The organism is Asaia astilbis JCM 15831 (genome assembly GCF_000613845.1).
In the GTDB taxonomy this organism is placed as follows: domain Bacteria; phylum Pseudomonadota; class Alphaproteobacteria; order Acetobacterales; family Acetobacteraceae; genus Asaia; species Asaia astilbis.
The window spans coordinates 1-19,399 of sequence record NZ_BAJT01000018.1 but is presented as its reverse complement, the minus strand read 5'-3'; the positions used below and the strand labels follow the sequence as shown (position 1 = coordinate 19,399).

Sequence of the window (19,399 nt, the reverse complement as noted above, 5' to 3'; positions counted from 1 at the left end):
CCCAAGTGACTGTTTCATTTCGATAAGTTTGTAATAAAACCATAATACTGAACGCGATTTTAAATCGATATCTACGGCCCGTCTTTCGATCATGAAGCGAAACGGTCCCCTCGATGAAACTCAGACTCAGTCTTGTTATTTCCGCCAGCATCCCTGCCCTTGTCATTGCAGCGCAATCGACCCAGGGAGCTTTTGCTCAGGCGACACAACAGACTTCGAACGCAGCTGTCACACAAAAGGCAAGCCGCCCCGTGACGACCAGCCAGGCTGCAAAGCCGGTTAAGAAGACCAAGGCGCGCTCGAGCGCCGCAGAGTCGAGGGGATCTGAGTCGATCATCGTTCTGGGCGCAGGTCAGGCACGCGAGACGCAGACCGTTTCCCGTACGGCGATCCAGGAATACACTCCCGGAACCAGCCCTTTCAAAACGCTTTCAAAGCTTCCCGGCGTCATGTTCACCTCGTCGGATCCGCTGGGCTCCTATGAGTGGTCGCAGCAGATCATCATTCGAGGTTTCGATCAGAGCCGTCTCGGCTTTACCTTCGACGGCGTGCCGCTCGGCAACCTCGCTTATGGCAACACGAACGGCCTCTCCATCGGGCGTGCACTTCAGACCGAAAATAACGGTCCCGCCACGCTGACCCAGGGCGCGGGCGCTGTTGGCGTCGCGGCCTCCAACGATCTTGGTGGTGCTCTTCAGTTCACGTCCATCACCCCTTCCGACAAGTTCGGCGCAGATGTCAGCGGCACGATCGGATCAGCCTCTACGTGGCGCACCTTCGCCCGCATCAATAGCGGCCTGCTCAAGGGCGGCGGCAAGTTCTTCGTGTCCTACAACCATCAGGACGCGAATAAGTGGAAAGGCGATGGCGTTCAGAGGCAGGATCAGGCCAACGCCAAGTTCGTCCAGCCTCTGGGAGAAAATCTGAAATTCACCGTTTTCGGTGACTGGTCCAAGCGCGCCGAGAACGATTATCAGGACATCTCGCTCGCCCAGATCAAAACCTATGGCTATAATCTGGACAATATCACGGGCAATTACGCGCTGGCGAAGCAGATCGCCTATGCGTATCAGAACGGCACAGCCTTCCCCAAGGGCATCGAAAATCAGGACACCGTCTATTATAACGGTGGCGGCCTGCGTGAAGATGCGCTCGGCTATGGCAAGCTCGACTTCAAGGTCAATAATCGCCTCTCTGGCTATGTCATGGGCTACGGCCACACCAATGCTGGCGAAGGCGTCTGGGTTACGCCTTACACGCCAACCCCGGCACAGTATGGCGGCTCACCGATGTCGGCGCGTACGACCGAGTACAGCATCCACCGTGCGGGCTTTATCGGCAGCCTGACCTACAAGATCGCCAATCATTCGATCGAAGGCGGCTTCTGGTTCGAGAACAACAATTTCAACCAGGCACGCCGCTTCTACGGTCTGGCGCTCGATGGCACGCCTTCTTCTACCTTCTGGTACAAGAATAACGCCTTCGCGACCCAGTGGCAGAGCGCCTTCAACACCAAGACCTATCAGGTTCATCTTGACGACACCTGGAAGATCACGCCCAAGCTGAAGGTCAATTACGGCTTCAAGTCGCTGATCGTCGATAACATCTCGCGCGCCATGAACGGTAATTATCTCGGCACGACGCTGCCGACGGCTTATCCGTCGGGCTCGCTCAATGCGACCAACGGCTTCCTGCCGCAAATCGGTGCAAACTACCGTATCAACGCGCATCACGAGATCTTCGTCGATTATGCCCGCAACATGGCGGCTTTCGACAGCGCCCAGACGTCCGGTCCGTTCTCGACCACAGTTGCCGGCTTCCAGGCGCTTCAGGGCAAGCTGAAGCCTGAGCTGTCCAACACGGAAGAGCTCGGCTATCGCTACCACACCAAGACTTTCCAGGCGTCGCTGACCGGTTATTACATCCAGTTCGAAAACCGTCTGCTTTCCGTGACGCAGGGTGTTGGTATTCAGGGTAATGCTGCTGTTCTGTCCAACGTCGGTGGCGTGATTTCCCGTGGCTTCGACACCGCCGTGAACTGGCAGTTCGCGCCGAACTGGTCGATCTTTGCGTCCTACGCGTTCAACAATTCCTTTTATCAGGACAATGTTTACGCCAACGGCCAGATTTCAGCGCAGATCAAGGGCAAGAACGTGGTCGGCATGCCGCGTAACCTCGCCAACCTGCAGATCGGCTACGATGACGGTCAGATCTGGGGCAACGTGCTGATGCAGATCCAGGACCGTCGTTACTACACCTACACGAACGATGCCTCTGTGCCTGCCAATGACGTCTTCAACCTGAATGTCGGCTATCGCTTCAAGAGCAACAATTTCTGGCTGCGTGGTCTGGACACCCAAATCAACGTGACCAACCTGTTCGACAAGCGCTATGTCGCCTCGGTCGGCAGCACCGGTTTCGTGAACTCCGATCCTTCGGGCACCTTCCAGACACTTCAGGCTGCTGCGCCTCGCATGGTGTTCTTCACCATCCGCAAGCACTTCAACTGAGCCATCCCTTCTGCTGAGTGGGTTAACCGCTCAGCAGAGAGACACCTGCTCTACCGAAACAAAACGATGCTCGCTCGATCCGGCAGGATCGATCGAGCCGTTTGAACAAACGGGACACACATCATGACACCCAGCCGTCGGCAATTTCTCCATTTCGGCGCAGCCGCACTGGCTGGGGCCATGCTCCCTGACAATCTCAAACAGGCTCTGGCAATCCCCGCCAATCGCGAGACGGGCACCATCGAAGACGTCAAGCACGTCGTGATCCTGATGCAGGAGAACCGCTCTTTCGATCATTATTTCGGGACCCTGCGCGGCGTGCGTGGTTACGGTGATCCACGCGCCGAACGTCAGTCCGATGGCAGCTCGGTATTCGCGCAGAAGAACGAGAAGGGCCGCGCGATCTGGCCGTTCCTGTTCGACACGGTGCACACTTCGGCAGCGTGCCTCAAAAGCCTCGACCATAGCTGGAAAGGCTCACAGGCAGCCTGGAACGAATGGGGCTGCTGGATCCCCCACAAGACGCCGATGACCATGGGCTATTTCACGCGCAAGGAAATCCCTTACTACTACGCGCTCGCCGATGCCTTCACGATCTGCGATGCCTATCACGCATCGATCTTCGGCCCGACCAACCCCAATCGCCTCTATTTCTTCACGGGAACGAATGGCCTCTCCGTCGGCGCTGATGGAACGCAGGCCGTCGTCAATGAGGATGACGGCAACTGGTCTGCCGACATGGCGCATGACAATCCGAAGTTCAAACCCTTCGACTGGACGACCTATCCTGAGCGGCTACAGGAAGCAGGCGTCAGCTGGAAATTCTACCAAGAATACGACAATTTCGGCGATAACCCGCTCGCATCGTTCCGGCAGTTCCGCAACCTCGACCGCAAGGATTGGCGCTATCTCAACGGCCGTGCCGTTGTCCCTGGCTCGAACAAGGACAACATGCATGAGCTCGAAGGCCGCTATCTATTGGAGGCCTTCGAACGTGACATCGCCAAGGGAACACTGCCGCAGGTTTCCTGGATCGTTCCCCCAGCAGCCCTGTCCGAACACCCTGAAGCCCCTCCCGGCTTTGGCGAGCATCTCATCTCCAAGCTGATCGACATTTTTGTTCGTCATCCCGATACATGGGCCAAGACCGTCTTCATTCTCAATTACGATGAGAATGATGGGTTTTTCGATCACATGCCGCCGCCGATCCCGACGCTTTCAGGCGAAGGAAGCGATGCAATCTCGACCGCAGGTGAAAGCTATCATGGGGAACCGGTCGGTCTCGGCCCGCGTGTGCCAGCCTGATCATCTCGCCCTGGACGAAGGGAGGCTGGGTCAATTCGCAGGTATTCGATCACACCTCGATCCTGCAATTTCTCGAAAAGCGCTTTGGCGTCGTCTGCCCGACCATCACGCCCTGGCGCCGCGCGGTCTGCGGTGACCTGACGTCAGTCTTCGATTTCTCCAAGCCCGATGCCCAGTGGTCGGCAGAACTCCCCAACACAGACGATTACCTGCCGCAGACACGGCTCTCCTGCGCTCACCCGCCGCCAGTCGTGCCGGAGCATGGCAGCCTGCCGCTGCAGGAAACAGGACAGCGCCCCAGCCGCGCTTTGCCTTATCGCTTCGCGGTCAGCACCGATGCGGATCATCCCGACAAGCTGAGCTTTTCCAATACCGGAAAGCAAGGCGTGGTCTTCCGCATCCGTCAATCCGGGCACCCCAGCCAGCATCTGACAGTCCTGGCAGGGACAAGCCAGACATGGACCTGCGCTTCACAAGGCAATGTGGAGATCTACGGCCCTCACGGATTTTATCGTCTGCATCGCCCGTCGAGCAACCTCGCCCTCGAGCTTGAAGAAGACGGCAACAAGCTCACCTTTGTCTTCTCGACATCCAGGCCGGCAGAAAAGGATGTCCTCCTCATCGACCATTACAGCGGCGAGAAGATGACATGTCCTCTCAAAGCCCGGTCGCGCGCAACAGAAACTGTAGATCTGGTTCCCAGCCAGGGTTGGTATCACGTGGAGGTCAAATCGATGTCCGGTGATGTCCTGCTGGCCGCAGCCGGACATATCGAAAACGGGGAGCCGAGCATTTCGGACCCTCACATGGGGAAGACCGCACACAGGTAAGTTCGGCGCCCGAAGCAACGGATCGATGCGGGAATAGACAGGCTCCGCATCGATCCGTCATGCGCCCCCTGAATTCGGGGTTTCGCGGCTCAGGGCCGCCAGATTGACAGCCCAGAAACGCACGTTAGGGTCGCGCCCGATGGTTCCCGCTTGCCGGGATGAAAAGGGAACATGGTCTGACGCCATGACTGCCCCCGCAACTGTAGGTGAAGAGATTGCTGACAAGGGTCTTCGGGCCCGGCCACTGGGTTTATCCCCCCGGGAAGGCTTGTCATCATGTGACGACGCACAAGTCAGGAGACCTGCCATCATCCATAGTCACGGACGAAAACTGATGGGCGGGGTGTCCCGGAAGGAACAGGCTAAAACCTGCTCATCGTAGTGACGTGTCTGACCACGGGATAAAACCGCCATCATGCGCCCCTCGCGCCCGCTCAAATCTCTCCTCCTCGCAGGGCTTCCCCTGCTCTCCTTTCCCGCCATCGCCCAAGACCAGAGCGCGGCAGATGAATATATCACCGCTCATGGGCAAAGTACTGGGCTGAATGCCACGCCTGCCATCGGCGGCAAGCTCGGTCTTACCATCCAGCACAGCCCGGCCTCGATTTCGGTCATCGACCAGAAGCTCATCTCGACCCGTGGCTATGCTCAGGCCGAGCAGGCCGCTGATTCAGCTTCCGGCGTGACATCGGGAGGGTCTCCGGGCAACCCTGCCCAGCTGATGATGCGGGGCTTTGGCGGCAATCAGATTCTTGTGCTGAGAGACGGTTTCTATTTCGGTCCCACCACGATGGTGAACCGCCCTCTGAATGCGTTCAATCTCGAGGCAGTAGAGGTGCTCAAGGGACCTTCTTCGGTCCTGTACGGTCAGGGCGCCGTTGGCGGCACGGTCGATATGCGGACGCGAAGCCCTGATCTGGAGCACGCTCATCTTGACGCGCTGGTCTCCTATGGCAGCTTCAATAGCTGGAATGCAGGGATCGGTGGCTCCGTGCCGCTCAGCAAAACACTCGCCCTTCGCAGCGATTTCAGTCGCACCTCATCCGATGGCTATGTGAGCGGCGCCAATCCGCACAGCAATGACTGGACGACAACATTGCTCTGGCGTCCCTCCCCGCGTTTCTCCGCACAACTGGGCATGGACTATCTCACGGACAACCTCTCGACCTATTACGGCACGCCTCTGGTCCCCGGTTCAGCTGTACAAGATCCAGCAGGCGGTCTGTTGCAGTCATCGAAAAATTTCGTGGTCAGCCGCTCATCACTGTGGCGCACCTATAACGTTGCAAACCCTCGCGCCAGTTCAGTCAACGCAACCCCGACACTGCGTCTTACCTGGACACTCAAAGACCATATCACGCTGCATGACAAAGCCTATTTCGTCTATGCCAAGCGTCGCTGGGACAATGCCGAGGCCTATACCTATATTGGAGAGACAGGGCAAATCGATGCGAGTGGCGCTTCAATCGCACCGGGCCGTATCGGACGTGACCGGTTTTATGTCTACCAGAACCAGCATCAAGTTGGAGACAGCGTCGATGCCCGTGTCGACAGTGTCTTTCGGGGCCTGAAGAACCGCTTCGTGATCGGGGGCGACGCGTATTATCTGCGCTTCGTCCGTAATCGCGGCTTCCCTGACGCGACCTATGCAGACAGCGTGTCGCTCACCAGCCCTGAGGGAGGCGCCCTCGGGACCTTCGAGGGGGAAATCCCCTACCGGAAATCCCCCACAACCATGGTCGATGCCGGGCTTTTTCTTGAAGACACGCTCTCACTCACCCCCAGATTAAGGCTTGTCGGTGGGTTTCGTTATGACTGGCTCTCACTCGACAGACAAAATTACAACCAGAGCGGGCAATTCAATACCTCGACCAGTTTCAAGGGCCATTATAACCCGGCAAATTTCCGCATCGGTCCGGTCTATGACATCCTACCAGAGTTGAGCGTCTACGGCGTCTATACGACAGCGGAAGATCCCCCGGGATCGAACCTGTTCATCGCTAATAAGGGACAGTTCTCGCGCCTCAGCCAGTCGCGACAGGGTGAGATTGGCCTCAAAGCGTGCGCGCTTTCCGGACGGCTCGTCACAACACTCTCCTTGTTCGATATCCGTCGCAGCCGGGTGCTTGTGCAGACCGGTCAGGACAGTGTCTCAACCGCAGGCAGCCAGCGATCACGAGGCGTCGAAGCTGAGGCTGACTGGCGTCTGGACCGTCATTGGAGCCTGTCAGGCAATGTCGCGTACACGGACGCGCATTACGGGACGTTCTATCCGGACGCATCGACCGATGCCTCGGGTCATCAGGTCCCAAACGTGCCCGCTGTTACCGCCAATTTCTGGGCGATCTGGTCTTCAGCTCTGGATCTCCCCGTCGATCTGGGCACAGGCATGCGCTACGTTTCCGCCCGTCAGGCGACTTTGCGAACACCCTGACTCTCAAGGACTACGCCCTGGTCAATGTCTTTGCTGGCTGGCATCTTCGAAAAGGCATGACGCTCTACGGGCGGATCGATAACATCGGCGATAAGCATTTCGTCCAATGGGCCGATACGAGCTACCCTTCGGAAGTGCTCATTGGGACGCCGCGAGCGTTCTCGATCAGCCTGCAAGCCGGTTTTTGATTTCCGAACGTGTTGTCGAGACAATCTGGAAAAGCGGAGTGGACTTGTCGGGACAGAGGCGACTCTGTCCCACCTAAAGTATCCTAGACCAGCCACAAACCGACCATCGCCACATTTGAGACTTCGCGTGATACCTCTTTGCGCTTCGAACTGCCTGATCATCAATCAAACGAAAACACTGTCATCAAACGTTCCACTCTCCTCGTTGTGCGCGGATGTGTCATCATGATTTCCCGGCAGAAACCCGCAATGCGAGGGACGTGACGCTCCTGGGCAGCGAAGGCTCGGGGGTTAAGCCCCGAATTGAGACGTCGCGCGCCGCAAGCCAGCATCTGCAACGCAGTCAAAGCATGAATCTTATCTTCCAGGAGCGCCGCTCCGACGGCATCGCAACTGAACTCTCTGGCTCGCGAGTATGCTGAGTAGAGGAAAGGAACAAGACAACCAGGCAAGCGCAGAACGTGTTTGAAAAAGCCCAGATGGCCCAAAGCATGGTGAGCAAGCTCGTGTCCGATGATAAACCGAAGCTGTTCGTGTTCTTCGATCTCCACGATCGCCGATGTCAGCAAGACATAGCGCCCGCGAGCAAACATCACAGCGACTGCATTCATGACTCCATGCGAATTGTAGATGAAGGCTTCCGGCGTTTTCTTGAGCCCGAGCTGCTGACTGGCATCGACGAAAATGTCGTATAGCTCGGGGAACTGTTCCTTGGTCAGCGCAATCGAATTTCCGAACATGCGCGCCCGAAATAATGCCGCCATGAACCGGAAGAAAACCCACAAAAAGACCCCATCAATCCCAAGTCCGAAAATACCAGCGATCGCGTTTTTCTGAAGTAAGATGTTCAGTAGAACGAGGAACCAGATGCCCGATCCAACGATCGTCAGGGCCGCACCGTAACTGCTCTCCTTGGAGAGTCTGTATTGAGAAAATCTCAGGTTCATAGCATTTCCATTACATTTTATATGGAAACAGATAGATGTCCTCATAAAAAATCAACGGATTTATTGGGTATAGTCCCTGGGCACTCATTTATATTTTTCAGGTGGCACAATACTGCCACTCTAGATCGCGCTTTTCGTCTGATCGAGGCAATTTGATCTTCCCCCCTCAACCACGCTATCCTCTCCTTGAATTGCGAAAGGGCACATATGTACGATCTCGCTGCTGTCTTGGCAGATGCCGGTATTTTTGTATGCGTGCCCTGGCTGCTCTGGCGCTTGATCGGCCGCACCATCCCGATCGCCGTGATCCCGATCTTGATCGGCATCCTGGCGGCTGTCTGGCACCTACCGCTCAAATCGCTCGGGATCCCTTCCTTCTACGGTGACACGATCGGCTGGATTGCTGTGCTTGTCCTCGCCTTCACGGCGGGCATGGAGATGTGGCAGCACCCTGATGATGGTCCAGTAGAGGGGCCACTTGTGAAGCCCCCTGTGCCCCGCCTGCTTGGCGGCGCCGTCATCGCGCTGGGCGGCCCGTTTCTTGTCGGTGCGATCCTCGTCTATTACTTTTTCCTGCCGCTTCCCGGTTGGCACGCGCCATCGGTTTCGCCGGTTATTGCCGCAGCATCGATCGGGCTCTGTATCGCTGTAAGCGCCTTGCCCGTGCTGATCGGGATCGTAAGAGAGCTCCCCGCCGCAGACAGACCCATCGGCCAGCTGGCCCTCAAACTGGCTGTGATCGATGACGCGACCCTTTGGATTGGCCTCGCGGTCCTTCAATTTGCTGCCGAACGTCAGACAGCCATGCATAGCTGGGGTCTCAGAGAAGGCGGCGCAGCCCTTCTCCTCATCGCTCTCGGCCTCGGCGGATCTCTGGCGTCGCGCCATTACCGCAATCCCCCGCGCCTGCTGATCTGGGCCGTCGTCCCCCTCTACCTGAGCCTTGGGTCTTGGGCGAGTATGACGCTGGGGATGCACGAATTGATCGGTGCCTATTTTGCTGGCGCCTTCATGCCGCCCTCATGGGTCAGACGCCTGCCCTATGAAGCCATCTCGACCTTTGCCCTGATCTGGGTCGCGCCGCTTTTCTTCGGCCATAGTGGTTTGAGGATCAACGGCGACGCCCTGACCTGGCCCTCGGTGCTCGCCTCCCTCAGCCTCGTTGCGATCTCGATCCTGGCCAAGATGGGATCGATCTATCTCTTTCCGCCTGCCTCAGGGCTTTCAACACGTCAGACGCTGGGCCTGGGTTCCTTGCTCCAATGCAAGGGCCTCATGGAAATCGTGGCCGCAACGATCCTCCACGAGCAGGGCATGTTGTCGGAATTCGCGTTTGCCTCTCTGATGGTTCTTGCTGTCATTTCGACATTGTTGACCGGTCCCCTCTTCCACCTGTTCAAACCCAGACACGCGGCGAAGGCCTGATCGACGCCGCGCAGGGCGCAGCCTCGAGAACTTCAGGTCTAAGGGGACGCTCTCGCGAGCTGACATCACCGTCCTAAAGCGGCCTCAAACAAGGCTTCGGGGGGAATGTCACATGATCGTGGCGCGATTTCTCCCTTGGCGAAATCGACAATCACATAAGGCGTATCCCGTCCTGCGTCCGATGAGATCAGACCCGGGATGGAAGGGCGATGATCCCCAAAGAAGATCAGCCTTGCGGGTCGTCCACGGGCATCGAGACCGCGGACGAGCGCGCCAATCATCGCGTCGCTTTTAGTGAGGTTTGAGAGATAGCGCTCCCCGGGGTCCCCATGGCCCGACCAGGGGCCGTGGTTCTCTATCGTCACGGCGTAGATGAAAAGCGGGTCAACATGCCTGTCCACAGCGTCCAGGATGAATTCTGCAAGGTCGAAATCGCTAACCCTTTCGCCCTTATTCGCCGCCTGGCTCGAAAATCCCTCGATACCGATGGAGTCCGCAAAACCAAGTCCGGGCATGTAGACGGCCCTATCGGCAAAATCGAGGTCGTTGGGATGCACGTAAATCGAGTGAAACCCTGCGTCATTCAGGAGACTGGGCAAGGTTTTGTCAGCGTCACCGAGCGCTGAAAGGAAGGGATCGTAACGACAAAAACCAAGCTCACTCTCGCCGCGCCCAGAAAGGACCGCATATTCAGTGCGCAGCGTGTAGGCGCCAAATACACTGACATCGAGCCGCCCGTATTGAGACGCCTGGCACGCGCAGCGTTGAACTCATTCAACTCTGGCAACACCACCGATGAGGGCAAGCCGAGCCTGGCGGGCTCTGCAAAGGACTCACATTGAACAACAATGCAGATTTCGCCCGGCTCTGCCTTTGCTGGAGAAGGAAGAGCCGGTACCGGGCCAGGTGCCTGCTGCAACCAGCGCCGCCAGTAAAGGGCGAGGCAGCCACCCAGGCCCAGTCGGGAGACATCTCTCGCCAAATCGGGTTCGGGTGCGATCTTTTCTACCGGCAGCAGCCTCAAAACCGTCAGAAAAAAAATGATCAAGAACAGGCCGGTAACATGACCGATCAAAGGGGCGGAGACCAACGACCAGACGAGCAGCCCGATCATTAGGATGAGGCCCAAAACGATCGCCAAACGCAGGCGAATGCCTATGGCGAACATATAGAATGTCGGATGTTTCACGACGCATTTGAGGAGTACGAAATCCGTAAAGACCAGAGGTTCCTGAAGAAGAATGTGCTTGGCGTTCGATGCAGCAACCAGGGCAGCCGTGAAGACCACCGTCGAGAGCGCAGCGAAGCCCGGCCACCCGCTGATCGCGAGAGAAATGCCAAAAACAAACCCGAAAAAAGAGGCATCACCAAGCCGGTCACGCATCCCCTCGAAAAGGAGCCCCCGTTCTAGCTTGCAGCCCCCTTTGACGAAGCTATTGGCCCCTCTGACGAATGCGTAAGAAAAGATCATAGCCCCAACGAGCACGGTCAGGCTCAAAGGGTCAGCTCCAATGGGGCGCCATCAGGACGAGACCGGCATTACGGCGCTGTTCCCGAATAGGCATGGAACACGCCAAGATAGGTGCGCTTACGGACGTTCTTAAAACCGGCTCCCTGCAAGGCGCGCAGAATTTCCTGAGGCGGTACGCATTCAGCAATCGTGTCCCAATAATATTCCATAAGACTGCGGCTATCGCTGGTCGCAGCCACGCCGGAGAGAATAGGCACGATCCGCCCCAGATAGACGCGCAATAGCGCCTGCACCAGAGCATGACGCGCACGGCCGATCTCAAGAATGAGAACGGAACCACCGGGCTTCAACACCGTACGCCAGGATGCGAACGCCGCGTTCAGGTCTGCAACATGTCGGAGAGCGTACCCCATGGACAGAACATCGAACTGGGCGTCTGCAAACGGCAGATTTTGCGCGTCAGCCTGAATCAGCGCGATCCCAGGCACGTTCTTCCTGCACTCTGCGAGCATGCCGAGGCTCATATCCAGCCCGATGACATGGGCCCTCCCCGCAATCGCGGCAGCTTCGCGCGCCACAAGACCGGTCCCTGTAGCGATATCGAGCACATCATGACCTGATCTGAGACCGAGACGCTGCAGCATGGACCGTCTGAACCACCTTCCACTCCCGAGCGAAAAGATCGCATTGATCCGATCGTAATGCGGAGCCGTACGATCAAAAAGAGAACGTACGAAGGTCTGACGACTTGAGTCCTTCTGATACCAGTCGGTGAGAACCGGATGAGGAGGTGCTTTTTCACGCATTGGATCGGTCATCACAGGCTCACGACAAAGACGAAACAGGGCATGGCTAACGCGACCCCGGCGGGGTTTTTCTACTCAATGCCACCCGCTATGCAAGTCGCGATCTCCCGGTGTTTTCGCTCTCTCTATTTTTCCCCGGAGTGCAGATCGCTCGATCGAAGAAGCAACAGGTGTGAATAAGGAAGATATCCTGACAATACAGGCGTTCCCGATCCCATCCATACGAAGTAGATCTTCCTTTCGATGCGTGGAAAATTTTTATTGCACCCTCACGACCAAAAGCTACTTAAATCGACATTCTCAAGTTACGGTATACAGAAAAATTAACCGAATATTCTACAATCCTCTTGTTTGTCGTTTTCCCAAGAGTGTTTACGTATTTCATCTTCTCACGTGACCGTGCTATCTAACGCGCTGTTGATCGACGATATACTTCCATTAGAGAGGATAACGGCTCCCAGTGCAGCTCCTATGTCACGCCACCGGACCTGCGCTGAGATCGGTCCTCGGCGTCTCTCAGCGATGAAATGCGGTCACCCCCTGTGAACGCAAGTCTCAGCAACGCAGAGCTGCGTCGGTATGAAGTAGCGCGTGACAAGACCGTCTCTTCACAAGAAACGACTGAAACATGGCTTGTCCCAGAGCGCGGCAGTCAGCGCGCCATCTCTTTTATGCTCTATCTCGCGCGTCTCGTCGGGCGACGCCCGCTGATCCCTTTGCTCGACCCGATTGCGCTTTGGTACCTCATCAAAGACAGGACAAGCCGTCGTAATTCGCGAGCCTATCTACGCCGCGTGCTAGGACGAGAACCCAGCCTCTTCATGATCTGGAAGCATATCCGCTCCTACGCCCAAATCACGCTGGACCGCCTCTTCATTCTTGATCTGCAGGCCAAGCTTCCAGAGATATCGGTTGAAGGTCCGGAGCGGCTTTTCAAGGCGCTTGAGGAAGGGCGCGGCTGTATCCTCCTTGGCGCGCATATCGGCTCTTTTGACTCTCTGCGCGCAGTCATGCGGGTCATGCCTGCGCCGCTTACCCTCAAAATATTGATGTATCGCGGCTATACGGGTGACGCGACACGAGTGATCGAAGCACTCGATCCCGGCTATGAAGACCGTCTCATCCCTCTTGGCGAACCCGACACCATGCTGCGCGTCGCAGAAAGCTAGAACGAGGAGAGGTCGTCGCGATTTTGGGCGATCGGGCGCATGATATGGGGCGCAGTCTTCCGATACCGGTATTAGGGAAAGAGGCGCCTCTTCCCGTCGGTCCGATCCGTCTTGCTGCCCTTGCGCAAAGTCCTGTCATTCTCTTCCGAGGTATCCGCGAGGCAGACGGCAGCTACGATATCGCCTTTGAGGATTTCGCTGATCGTATCGAGCTCACCGGCACTGCCCGTGAAAAAGAGGCGACCCTCAAGGGCTGGATGATCCGCTATGCAGACTGGATAAGTGATTTATGCCGAAAATATCCGCTCTCCTGGCATAATTACTATGATTTTTGGGAGGAGAGATCATGAGAACACCCGTCAGGTTTCGCATCCGCCTCTTCCCGATTATCGCCATCATCTCAGCCAGCGTCATCACGCAGCCCCGAGCCGAGACAGCGCCTTCTTCCTCGGCGCTTGCCAACGAGATCGTCAAACGGATCGGCGCAGTGACATCGCGGGAAAATACGTTTCACGAAACACGCACGCTAGCCGCGCTGAGCAAGAAGCTGGAAAGCTCAGGAATTTTGCGGTGGCGCGCGCCAGACACTCTGGAAAAGCTCACGCTTTCTCCGCGCCGCGAGGATCTGGTGATCAGCGGCCACGACGTCATGCTGACGAGAGGAAACACGGCGACACACAGACTCGATATCTCCAGTAGCCATGCCCTTCAGGTCCTGACCGATACGCTTCGCGCGCCACTTTCTGGCGATAATGCGCTCCTTGCTCGGGAATATCATCTCTCCGCTCAGGAAGACGGGAAGGGTCTCTGGACCCTCACGCTCATTCCGGCGACCGAGGAAACCGCAAAATATGTCCGCAAAGTGGTCATCAAAGGCAAACTCAACGCGATAACGGATCTGGAAATCGAGCAGGAAAATGGCGACCTCCAGTCGATCTCAATCGCGCTCTGAGTCGGCTGGGATGCGGCGATCTCCCCTGCATCTGGCGCTGGTTCTCCTTATCTCGCTGGCCTTCGCGGCAGGCACGCTGATTCTGATCCCTTTACGCACCGACATGGCGGGATTTCTCCCCGCCGGCCACGATTCCGGAACCCGCTTCCTGATGCGTGAAGTGCGAGAAGGTGTCGCCTCCTCTTTCATCACTGTAGCGATCGAGGGCCAGTCAACGGCCGAACTTGCCCGGATCAGCCGGGAGATGCGCGCCACCCTGAGCAGAAACCCACGCTTTTCAGCCGTCCTCAACGGCTCATTTACCGTCGATGAGAGCGAAAGCCTGAACAAGCTGCTCCTCAATTACCGTTATCTGCTAGCACCCGATCCACAAACACGCATTTTCACTCCCGAGCACCTCTCACAAGCTTTCCAAGACACGTTGGACGGTCTTGAATCTGCCGCCGAGCCCCTGATCCGGCGCTTCGCCTTGCGCGACCCGACAGGGGCTTTTCCAAGCACGCTCAAACAATTTCAGCCTGAAATCCAGGCAAGGCTCATCGACGACGTCTGGTTCGCTCCGGGTCGGTCATCCGAAGATCCACGCGCCCTGCTTTTGCTTCGCACCAGAGCGAACGGCATGAATTTTGCTGAGCAAAAAGATGCGCCCAAAGCCATTCAGCAAGCTTTCGAGGCCACCCACCCTAAAGAGGCGCATCTCCTGCTCAGCGGGCCTGCTGTACTCGCCGTTCATAGTGCAAACGTCATGCGCGGCGACATCCATCTGATCAGCCTTGCATCCGTTGTCATTGTCGCGAGCATCCTGTTCTGGCGATTTCGCTCTTTCTGGGTACTCGCCGCAATCGGGGCGCCTTTCTTCATCTCGCTGACTGTAGCCGTGATCGTCGTGCGCCTCATCTTCGGCTCGGTTCATGGCATCTCCTTCGGCTTCGGCATGACGATGCTGGGCGTGTCACTGGATTATCCGGTTTTGCTCATCGGACATCGAGATCATGGCGAGGGACCACAGGCGACGCTTCGACGTATTGGCCCCAGTCTTCGACTGGCCGCGCTGACAGCGTCGCTCGGTCTGAGCGGCATGATCCTTTGCGGACTTCCCGGTCTTGCTCAACTCGGCGTTTTCGCGGCCGTTGGGCTTCTGACATCTGCAGCCGTAACGCTTCTACTCATGCCGCGCCTGATTGTGGCTGCCGATCTTGCCCCGACCACCAGCGGGCCTTCTCCAATCCTTGAGAAACTGGAAGGTCTTCGTCGCTGGCGATCCCTCGTTCTTGTCCCAGTGTTGGGAGCCGCAGGCCTTCTGCTGATCCACCCACCGAAGCTCGTGACCGACCTCACTGCGCTTGGCCCGGTATCAGTGAGCGACCGGGCACTTGAACTGGAGTTGAGGCGCGAGCTTGGCACCCCGGATTCTTCCAAACTCATCGCCGTTCATGCGGGTAGTGCTGAAGAGCTCCTTGAACGTGAAGAAGCACTGCAGCCCGTGTTCGAGGGATTGATTAAACACGGCGCACTTTCCGGCATTCAGGATGCCGCGCAGATTCTGCCCTCGACGACGCTGCAGCGGCTCAGACAAAATGTCCTGCCTGCCAGTAGAGACTTACGACTGTCTGTGGCGAAGGCTCTGGAGGGCCTTCCGTTTAAACCGAATAGCTTCGAGCCTTTCGTAACCGATCTCGAGACCACCAGACAGCGTGTCCCGCTGACACCGCCAATGCTTGTCGGAACGCCACTGAACGATGCGCTCTCGCCACTTCTTCTCGAGCGCAAGGATGGCTGGTGGGGACTCATCCTCCCGAAAGATGTGCGGGACATGCCCCGTATTCGCGACGCGCTGACGGGGCAGCCCGATGTCCTGGTGTTGGATCTCAACGAAAAGCTGCAGGAGCTGACTGCTTATCACACACGTCAAACGTTTCTCTGGAGCGCGACCGGTATCGCAGCCGCTGTCCTGATCCTCCTCGCCGTTTTTCGCGACCTGCGACGGTTGACCAAGGTTCTCGTGTCAGTCGGAACGGTGTTAGTGATTCTGCCAACCATCCTGGTCCTGAGGCATGAACCGCTTTCATTGGTGCATGTCGTAGCGATCCAGTTTGTTGCCGGTGTGGCGCTCGATTACGCGCTGTTCTTCGCCAGACCTCAGCTCGATCGTGCCGAGCGGGCTCGCACAATCCGCACACTCGTCACCTGTAATATTATGACTGTTCTCACTTTCGGCTGCCTCGCTTTCTGCCACACACGTCTCCTCTCAGAGATCGGCCTCACGATTTCGATCGGAGCAGCGCTTTCTCTCGGGTTCTGCTTCATCATTGCTGGGCAGAGACGGTTAGACGCATCAATCCATTGAAAAGAAAAAATGATGAGACTGAATACCCTGAGCAGAAGCCTCACAGAATATTTCTTATCGCAAAATAATCACAAATTATTTGAAACGTTTTTCGATTATTGCCGATTAGATGTTTTGTATCGCGTGGGAGACCTCTCCCCTGAGAATATCCCCTGCTTCCTCCGGAATAGGAATTTCCCGGGAAAGGACAACTATACGGCGATGTCCGCATATTATGATGAGAGATATTTCTTTTTTGAAGAGTCCGGAAATATTGTTAAATCTGGCATTTACTTCTCATTAGCAAGGCTGTGTGCTTCGTTAGACTTATTCTACGAAAATTACTCTCCTGAGAATGTCTGCGAGGCGCTATACGAGTGCTCGATGTCTACTAAATCTCCAGATCAAGCAATCCGAAATTTTGAGGAGCTCATCCCAACCCCTGATACAAACCAGAAAGGCTCCAATACTTTTCTGTGACGCTTCCACTATTGTCGATTTTGAGGAAACCAATTTTCAATATATCTGTACTCGTAACCGCGTCTGCATTCCGATGCGTTGAGAATCTTAGAAACACTGCTAAGACGAACCCCGGGAAGTACTAAATAACGGCGTCTGATGGTTGAAGAGCCTAAAACAGTTTTACAAAATCCACGATAGACACCATTATAAAGAGTCTTGAAGAGCGCGCATCACAAACTTTGGCGTCAATCATCGCGGTACAGCTCCTTCGAAGGCCAGAATTGACTAGAAACGGGTCTCGAGTGTCGATATTTTACTTATGAACATACCGTCACTTCATCTGTTTTTAAACGTCGCTGAGGGGCGGCAGAAACACTTCCTGTCCGCAACCTTGGAGGCTGCATATACGTCTATCCTGAAAAGAAATTTTCAGCGCCCTGTGGAGTGACCACAACGATCCATCAACTAATAATAAAAGGCAAACCCTTTCCATGTTGCGCTTCTCACAAGTGACCATCCTGGCGCTGCTCCTCACTGCATGCAGCGGGCCAACCTGCCTCGGTAAACATTATGTCTGGGATTATGATCGCATGCCCCTGAATGAGGCCATACAGAAAGTTTCCGAACGCTCCAGCTGTCCGATCCAGGTGGAACCCGCATTGCTTCAGGGCAGGACAGCACATGAGATCCATCTCGACAGACAACCCTATCAGGCGATGCGCCATATGCTCTGGGGCACAGGATTGAAAGTCTCCAAAACAGATACAGGGATGAAGATCGTCTCACGTCATCCGGAGCAGGACGCTGCGGTCAACCCGACGGGGAACTGAACTGACTTCTTTGATCGGACCGAGCGTCTCTCAATTAGAGATTTGAAACAACACCCGTTCTAATCTCGAAAGCTCGGCAGAGCAGCGACACATTAGCGACGCTCTGCCATTTCCTTGAGCCACTCCTTGAAGGCATGCACATGATCGCGCGCCTCGCTCGGGCGTGTCACCACCCTGTAAGGCAGATCCAGTATCTTCTCATGCGCAAGTACTCTGACTAGACGACCCGCTTGAAGGTGACTGCCGACAAGGGATGAGCGGACGATCGCTAACCCCTGCCCGAGCAGACAGGCTTGGATTACACTCAGACCGTCAGGAAGATAGCATTCGGCTTGAGGGGGTGATCCGTGTTTGAGCCAGTCGGACCACCGTAGGCGTCTTTCTCCCTCGGCAACCGCTTCGTCATGCAAAATGGGAAACCCAGCCAGATCAGCACTCTTGGTCATGACAGGACGCCCTGTCAGTATTTCAGGACTGGCGACGACGATCGCGGTGTCGCGCATGAAGTCCTCTGTAACGCATCCTTCGTCTGACTGCGTTCCAAAGCGGATCGACAGATCGGCTTCGCTTCCACTCAGTGAAACGCGCTCATTTCCCAGAATTAGACGCACATCGACATCTGGATAGCGTTCCCTGAAGTCTGGAAGGCGTGGAAGAACCCAGAACAGACCGAAGGAATGAAACGTCGCCACGCGCAAGCGGCCTTCGACCCGTGGTTTGGTCAGCGTCTGTGTCGCAACTTGGAGAGTGTGCAAACCGGCACGAATGTCTCTTGCAAAGTCACGACCCACTTTCGTGAGCTCAAGGCCCCTCGCCTTTCGAACGAAAAGTTTGTGGCCCAGTCGATCCTCAAGCAGTCGAACCTGCTGGCTGACTGCCGCAGGTGTGACATTAAGTTCGGCCGCACCACGTGCAAAACTGCAGTGCCGCGCCGCCACTTCAAAAGTCATAAGGAGAGGTATTGAATGGCGAAGCATCGGCAAAGCCTAAGACAGGCTTGGCCTAAGGCCAAGAAATCATCGTTACCGGTTCGACCGAAATTTCTCCTAATCGATGCATAGTCGATACAGGAGAACGTCATTGGTAATTTTTAAGACAATCAGAAGCTTGGTTCTGCCGGCATGGGTCGCTTGTTTTTCTGTCGCTACGGAAGCTAAGGCCTCCACTCATGTTACGGCCAGCGCCGAGAAGATCGTGCGTGCCTTTCTGGAAGAAGTCCGCTCGGGACGTCACCCGGAAGCAACGAGCCGTTATCTCGCATCATCCGTCAAAGCCCATCAGATCCAGTCCGAGAATGAAGAAACGGTCATCCGAACCCCAAGTGATTATACAAATCACGTCAGAGATTTCATTTCTCTGTTCGGCCATTATAGTTTCCGAATTGATGTTCTCATCGCGCAGAAGAACCTTGTCTTCGTACGGTGGCGCCAGTTCGGACACCATCTTAAATCGCTCAACGGGGAACAACCGACCGGCAAGGAATTACTAGAGCTGACTTCCGCCGTTTACAGGGTCCAGGACAATAAGATTGTCGAATATTGGCTACAGACAGATCGAAAAGGTATGGAAGCGCAGATCAGTGCCAAGAATTGAAGCGCGTCGTGAAGTCACAACGCATCTATGAGATTACTCCGCACAGCGGCGCGTATTCACGCTGGTCTTAGTCTGCCTGTGCGTATCGCTGCCCGCATCCGCGCAGACGCACGTAATCGCGCTGAGCCGAGTTCTGACTAAGCGTTACTGA

At 56.1% G+C, this 19,399-nt stretch carries 16 protein-coding genes, 1 pseudogene and 1 riboswitch; of the genes and pseudogenes, 12 read left to right on the top strand and 5 right to left on the bottom strand.

What is annotated here, in order from left to right:
• The first annotated feature begins 113 nt into the window (after positions 1-113).
• The 5 genes and pseudogenes from JCM15831_RS12765 (at position 114) to JCM15831_RS23780 (ending at position 7,267) form a co-directional block, all read left to right on the top strand.
• Entirely contained in the window at positions 114-2,510 is a 2,397-nt protein-coding gene (locus tag JCM15831_RS12765; protein WP_025824572.1) for a TonB-dependent receptor, read from the top strand.
• Between the two features lie 123 nt (positions 2,511-2,633).
• A pseudogene (locus JCM15831_RS22970) lies at positions 2,634-3,847 on the top strand (alkaline phosphatase family protein); the annotation flags it as partial.
• 219 nt (positions 3,848-4,066) lie between these two features.
• Entirely contained in the window at positions 4,067-4,645 is a 579-nt protein-coding gene (locus JCM15831_RS22965) for a phospholipase domain-containing protein (protein WP_232228188.1), read from the top strand.
• A 123-nt stretch (positions 4,646-4,768) separates the two neighbouring features.
• A riboswitch (cobalamin riboswitch) is annotated at positions 4,769-4,969 on the top strand.
• Between the two features lie 91 nt (positions 4,970-5,060).
• The gene (locus tag JCM15831_RS18960; protein WP_308417114.1) at positions 5,061-7,079 is read left to right on the top strand and encodes a TonB-dependent receptor; all 2,019 of its coding nucleotides are present in this window, start codon (positions 5,061-5,063) and stop codon (positions 7,077-7,079) included.
• 56 nt (positions 7,080-7,135) lie between these two features.
• The gene (locus tag JCM15831_RS23780; RefSeq protein WP_308417113.1) at positions 7,136-7,267 is read left to right on the top strand and encodes a hypothetical protein; all 132 of its coding nucleotides are present in this window, start codon (positions 7,136-7,138) and stop codon (positions 7,265-7,267) included.
• Positions 7,268-7,428: 161 nt separating this feature from the next.
• Here the strand turns inward: JCM15831_RS23780 and JCM15831_RS18955 are convergent, their stop codons facing one another.
• On the bottom strand, positions 7,429-8,259 hold the full coding sequence (locus tag JCM15831_RS18955) for a M48 family metallopeptidase (RefSeq protein ID WP_084490700.1): 831 nt from the start codon (positions 8,257-8,259) through the stop codon (positions 7,429-7,431).
• 162 nt (positions 8,260-8,421) lie between these two features.
• Between JCM15831_RS18955 and JCM15831_RS12745 the strand changes: the two genes are divergently transcribed.
• Positions 8,422-9,639: a cation:proton antiporter gene (locus JCM15831_RS12745; protein ID WP_025824570.1), complete on the top strand. Its 1,218-nt coding sequence runs from the start codon at positions 8,422-8,424 to the stop codon at positions 9,637-9,639.
• A gap of 65 nt (positions 9,640-9,704) precedes the next feature.
• Here JCM15831_RS12745 and JCM15831_RS20495 read toward each other — a convergent pair whose 3' ends face one another.
• Genes JCM15831_RS20495 through JCM15831_RS12735 form a run of 3 tightly spaced genes read right to left on the bottom strand, consistent with a single transcriptional unit; the run spans position 9,705 to position 11,928 of the window.
• The gene (locus JCM15831_RS20495; protein WP_084490699.1) at positions 9,705-10,340 is read right to left on the bottom strand and encodes a sulfatase-like hydrolase/transferase; all 636 of its coding nucleotides are present in this window, start codon (positions 10,338-10,340) and stop codon (positions 9,705-9,707) included.
• Positions 10,223-11,137, bottom strand: coding sequence for a hypothetical protein (locus JCM15831_RS21650; RefSeq protein ID WP_156938894.1), 915 nt, complete (start codon positions 11,135-11,137; stop codon positions 10,223-10,225). Before JCM15831_RS21650 ends, JCM15831_RS20495 begins: the two co-directional genes overlap by 118 nt.
• A 41-nt stretch (positions 11,138-11,178) precedes the next feature.
• Positions 11,179-11,928, bottom strand: a complete 750-nt coding sequence (locus JCM15831_RS12735) for a class I SAM-dependent methyltransferase (protein WP_025824569.1) — start codon at positions 11,926-11,928, stop codon at positions 11,179-11,181.
• 515 nt (positions 11,929-12,443) lie between these two features.
• On the opposite strand from JCM15831_RS12735, the gene JCM15831_RS22960 reads away from it, so the two are divergent.
• The 5 genes from JCM15831_RS22960 to JCM15831_RS12710 all read left to right on the top strand — a co-directional run bounded on the left by JCM15831_RS22960 (position 12,444) and on the right by JCM15831_RS12710 (position 17,655).
• Positions 12,444-13,085 (top strand): hypothetical protein, encoded by a 642-nt coding sequence (locus JCM15831_RS22960; protein ID WP_232228187.1) that lies wholly within the window; start codon positions 12,444-12,446, stop codon positions 13,083-13,085.
• A gap of 44 nt (positions 13,086-13,129) precedes the next feature.
• On the top strand, positions 13,130-13,435 hold the full coding sequence (locus tag JCM15831_RS22955; RefSeq protein ID WP_232228186.1) for a hypothetical protein: 306 nt from the start codon (positions 13,130-13,132) through the stop codon (positions 13,433-13,435).
• Positions 13,432-14,037 carry a LolA-related protein gene (locus tag JCM15831_RS12725; protein WP_025824568.1) on the top strand — a complete coding sequence of 202 codons (606 nt, stop codon included), beginning with the start codon at positions 13,432-13,434 and terminating at the stop codon, positions 14,035-14,037. Before JCM15831_RS22955 ends, JCM15831_RS12725 begins: the two co-directional genes overlap by 4 nt.
• A 10-nt stretch (positions 14,038-14,047) precedes the next feature.
• Positions 14,048-16,384: an MMPL family transporter gene (locus JCM15831_RS12720; RefSeq protein ID WP_025824567.1), complete on the top strand. Its 2,337-nt coding sequence runs from the start codon at positions 14,048-14,050 to the stop codon at positions 16,382-16,384.
• 932 nt (positions 16,385-17,316) lie between these two features.
• Complete coding sequence (locus JCM15831_RS12710) at positions 17,317-17,655, top strand: hypothetical protein (protein ID WP_025824565.1); 339 nt, start codon at positions 17,317-17,319, stop codon at positions 17,653-17,655.
• Positions 17,656-17,747: 92 nt separating this feature from the next.
• Here JCM15831_RS12710 and JCM15831_RS12705 read toward each other — a convergent pair whose 3' ends face one another.
• Positions 17,748-18,605, bottom strand: coding sequence for a LysR substrate-binding domain-containing protein (locus JCM15831_RS12705; RefSeq protein ID WP_269530461.1), 858 nt, complete (start codon positions 18,603-18,605; stop codon positions 17,748-17,750).
• A 130-nt stretch (positions 18,606-18,735) separates the two neighbouring features.
• Between JCM15831_RS12705 and JCM15831_RS12700 the strand changes: the two genes are divergently transcribed.
• On the top strand, positions 18,736-19,248 hold the full coding sequence (locus JCM15831_RS12700) for an ester cyclase (protein WP_232228185.1): 513 nt from the start codon (positions 18,736-18,738) through the stop codon (positions 19,246-19,248).
• Positions 19,249-19,399 lie beyond the last annotated feature (151 nt).

Bases quoted from the DNA above. Each gene is read 5' to 3' on its own strand.
- JCM15831_RS12765 (WP_025824572.1), top strand. From the start codon at position 114: ATGAAACTCAGACTCAGTCTTGTTATTTCCGCCAGCATCCCTGCCCTT.
- JCM15831_RS18960 (WP_308417114.1), top strand. From the start codon at position 5,061: ATGCGCCCCTCGCGCCCGCTCAAATCTCTCCTCCTCGCAGGGCTTCCC.
- JCM15831_RS23780 (WP_308417113.1), top strand. From the start codon at position 7,136: ATGACGCTCTACGGGCGGATCGATAACATCGGCGATAAGCATTTCGTC.
- JCM15831_RS18955 (WP_084490700.1), bottom strand. From the start codon at position 8,259: ATGAGGACATCTATCTGTTTCCATATAAAATGTAATGGAAATGCTATG.
- JCM15831_RS12745 (WP_025824570.1), top strand. From the start codon at position 8,422: ATGTACGATCTCGCTGCTGTCTTGGCAGATGCCGGTATTTTTGTATGC.
- JCM15831_RS12735 (WP_025824569.1), bottom strand. From the start codon at position 11,928: ATGACCGATCCAATGCGTGAAAAAGCACCTCCTCATCCGGTTCTCACC.
- JCM15831_RS22960 (WP_232228187.1), top strand. From the start codon at position 12,444: ATGCGGTCACCCCCTGTGAACGCAAGTCTCAGCAACGCAGAGCTGCGT.
- JCM15831_RS22955 (WP_232228186.1), top strand. From the start codon at position 13,130: ATGGGGCGCAGTCTTCCGATACCGGTATTAGGGAAAGAGGCGCCTCTT.
- JCM15831_RS12725 (WP_025824568.1), top strand. From the start codon at position 13,432: ATGAGAACACCCGTCAGGTTTCGCATCCGCCTCTTCCCGATTATCGCC.
- JCM15831_RS12720 (WP_025824567.1), top strand. From the start codon at position 14,048: ATGCGGCGATCTCCCCTGCATCTGGCGCTGGTTCTCCTTATCTCGCTG.
- JCM15831_RS12710 (WP_025824565.1), top strand. From the start codon at position 17,317: ATGTTGCGCTTCTCACAAGTGACCATCCTGGCGCTGCTCCTCACTGCA.
- JCM15831_RS12705 (WP_269530461.1), bottom strand. From the start codon at position 18,605: ATGACTTTTGAAGTGGCGGCGCGGCACTGCAGTTTTGCACGTGGTGCG.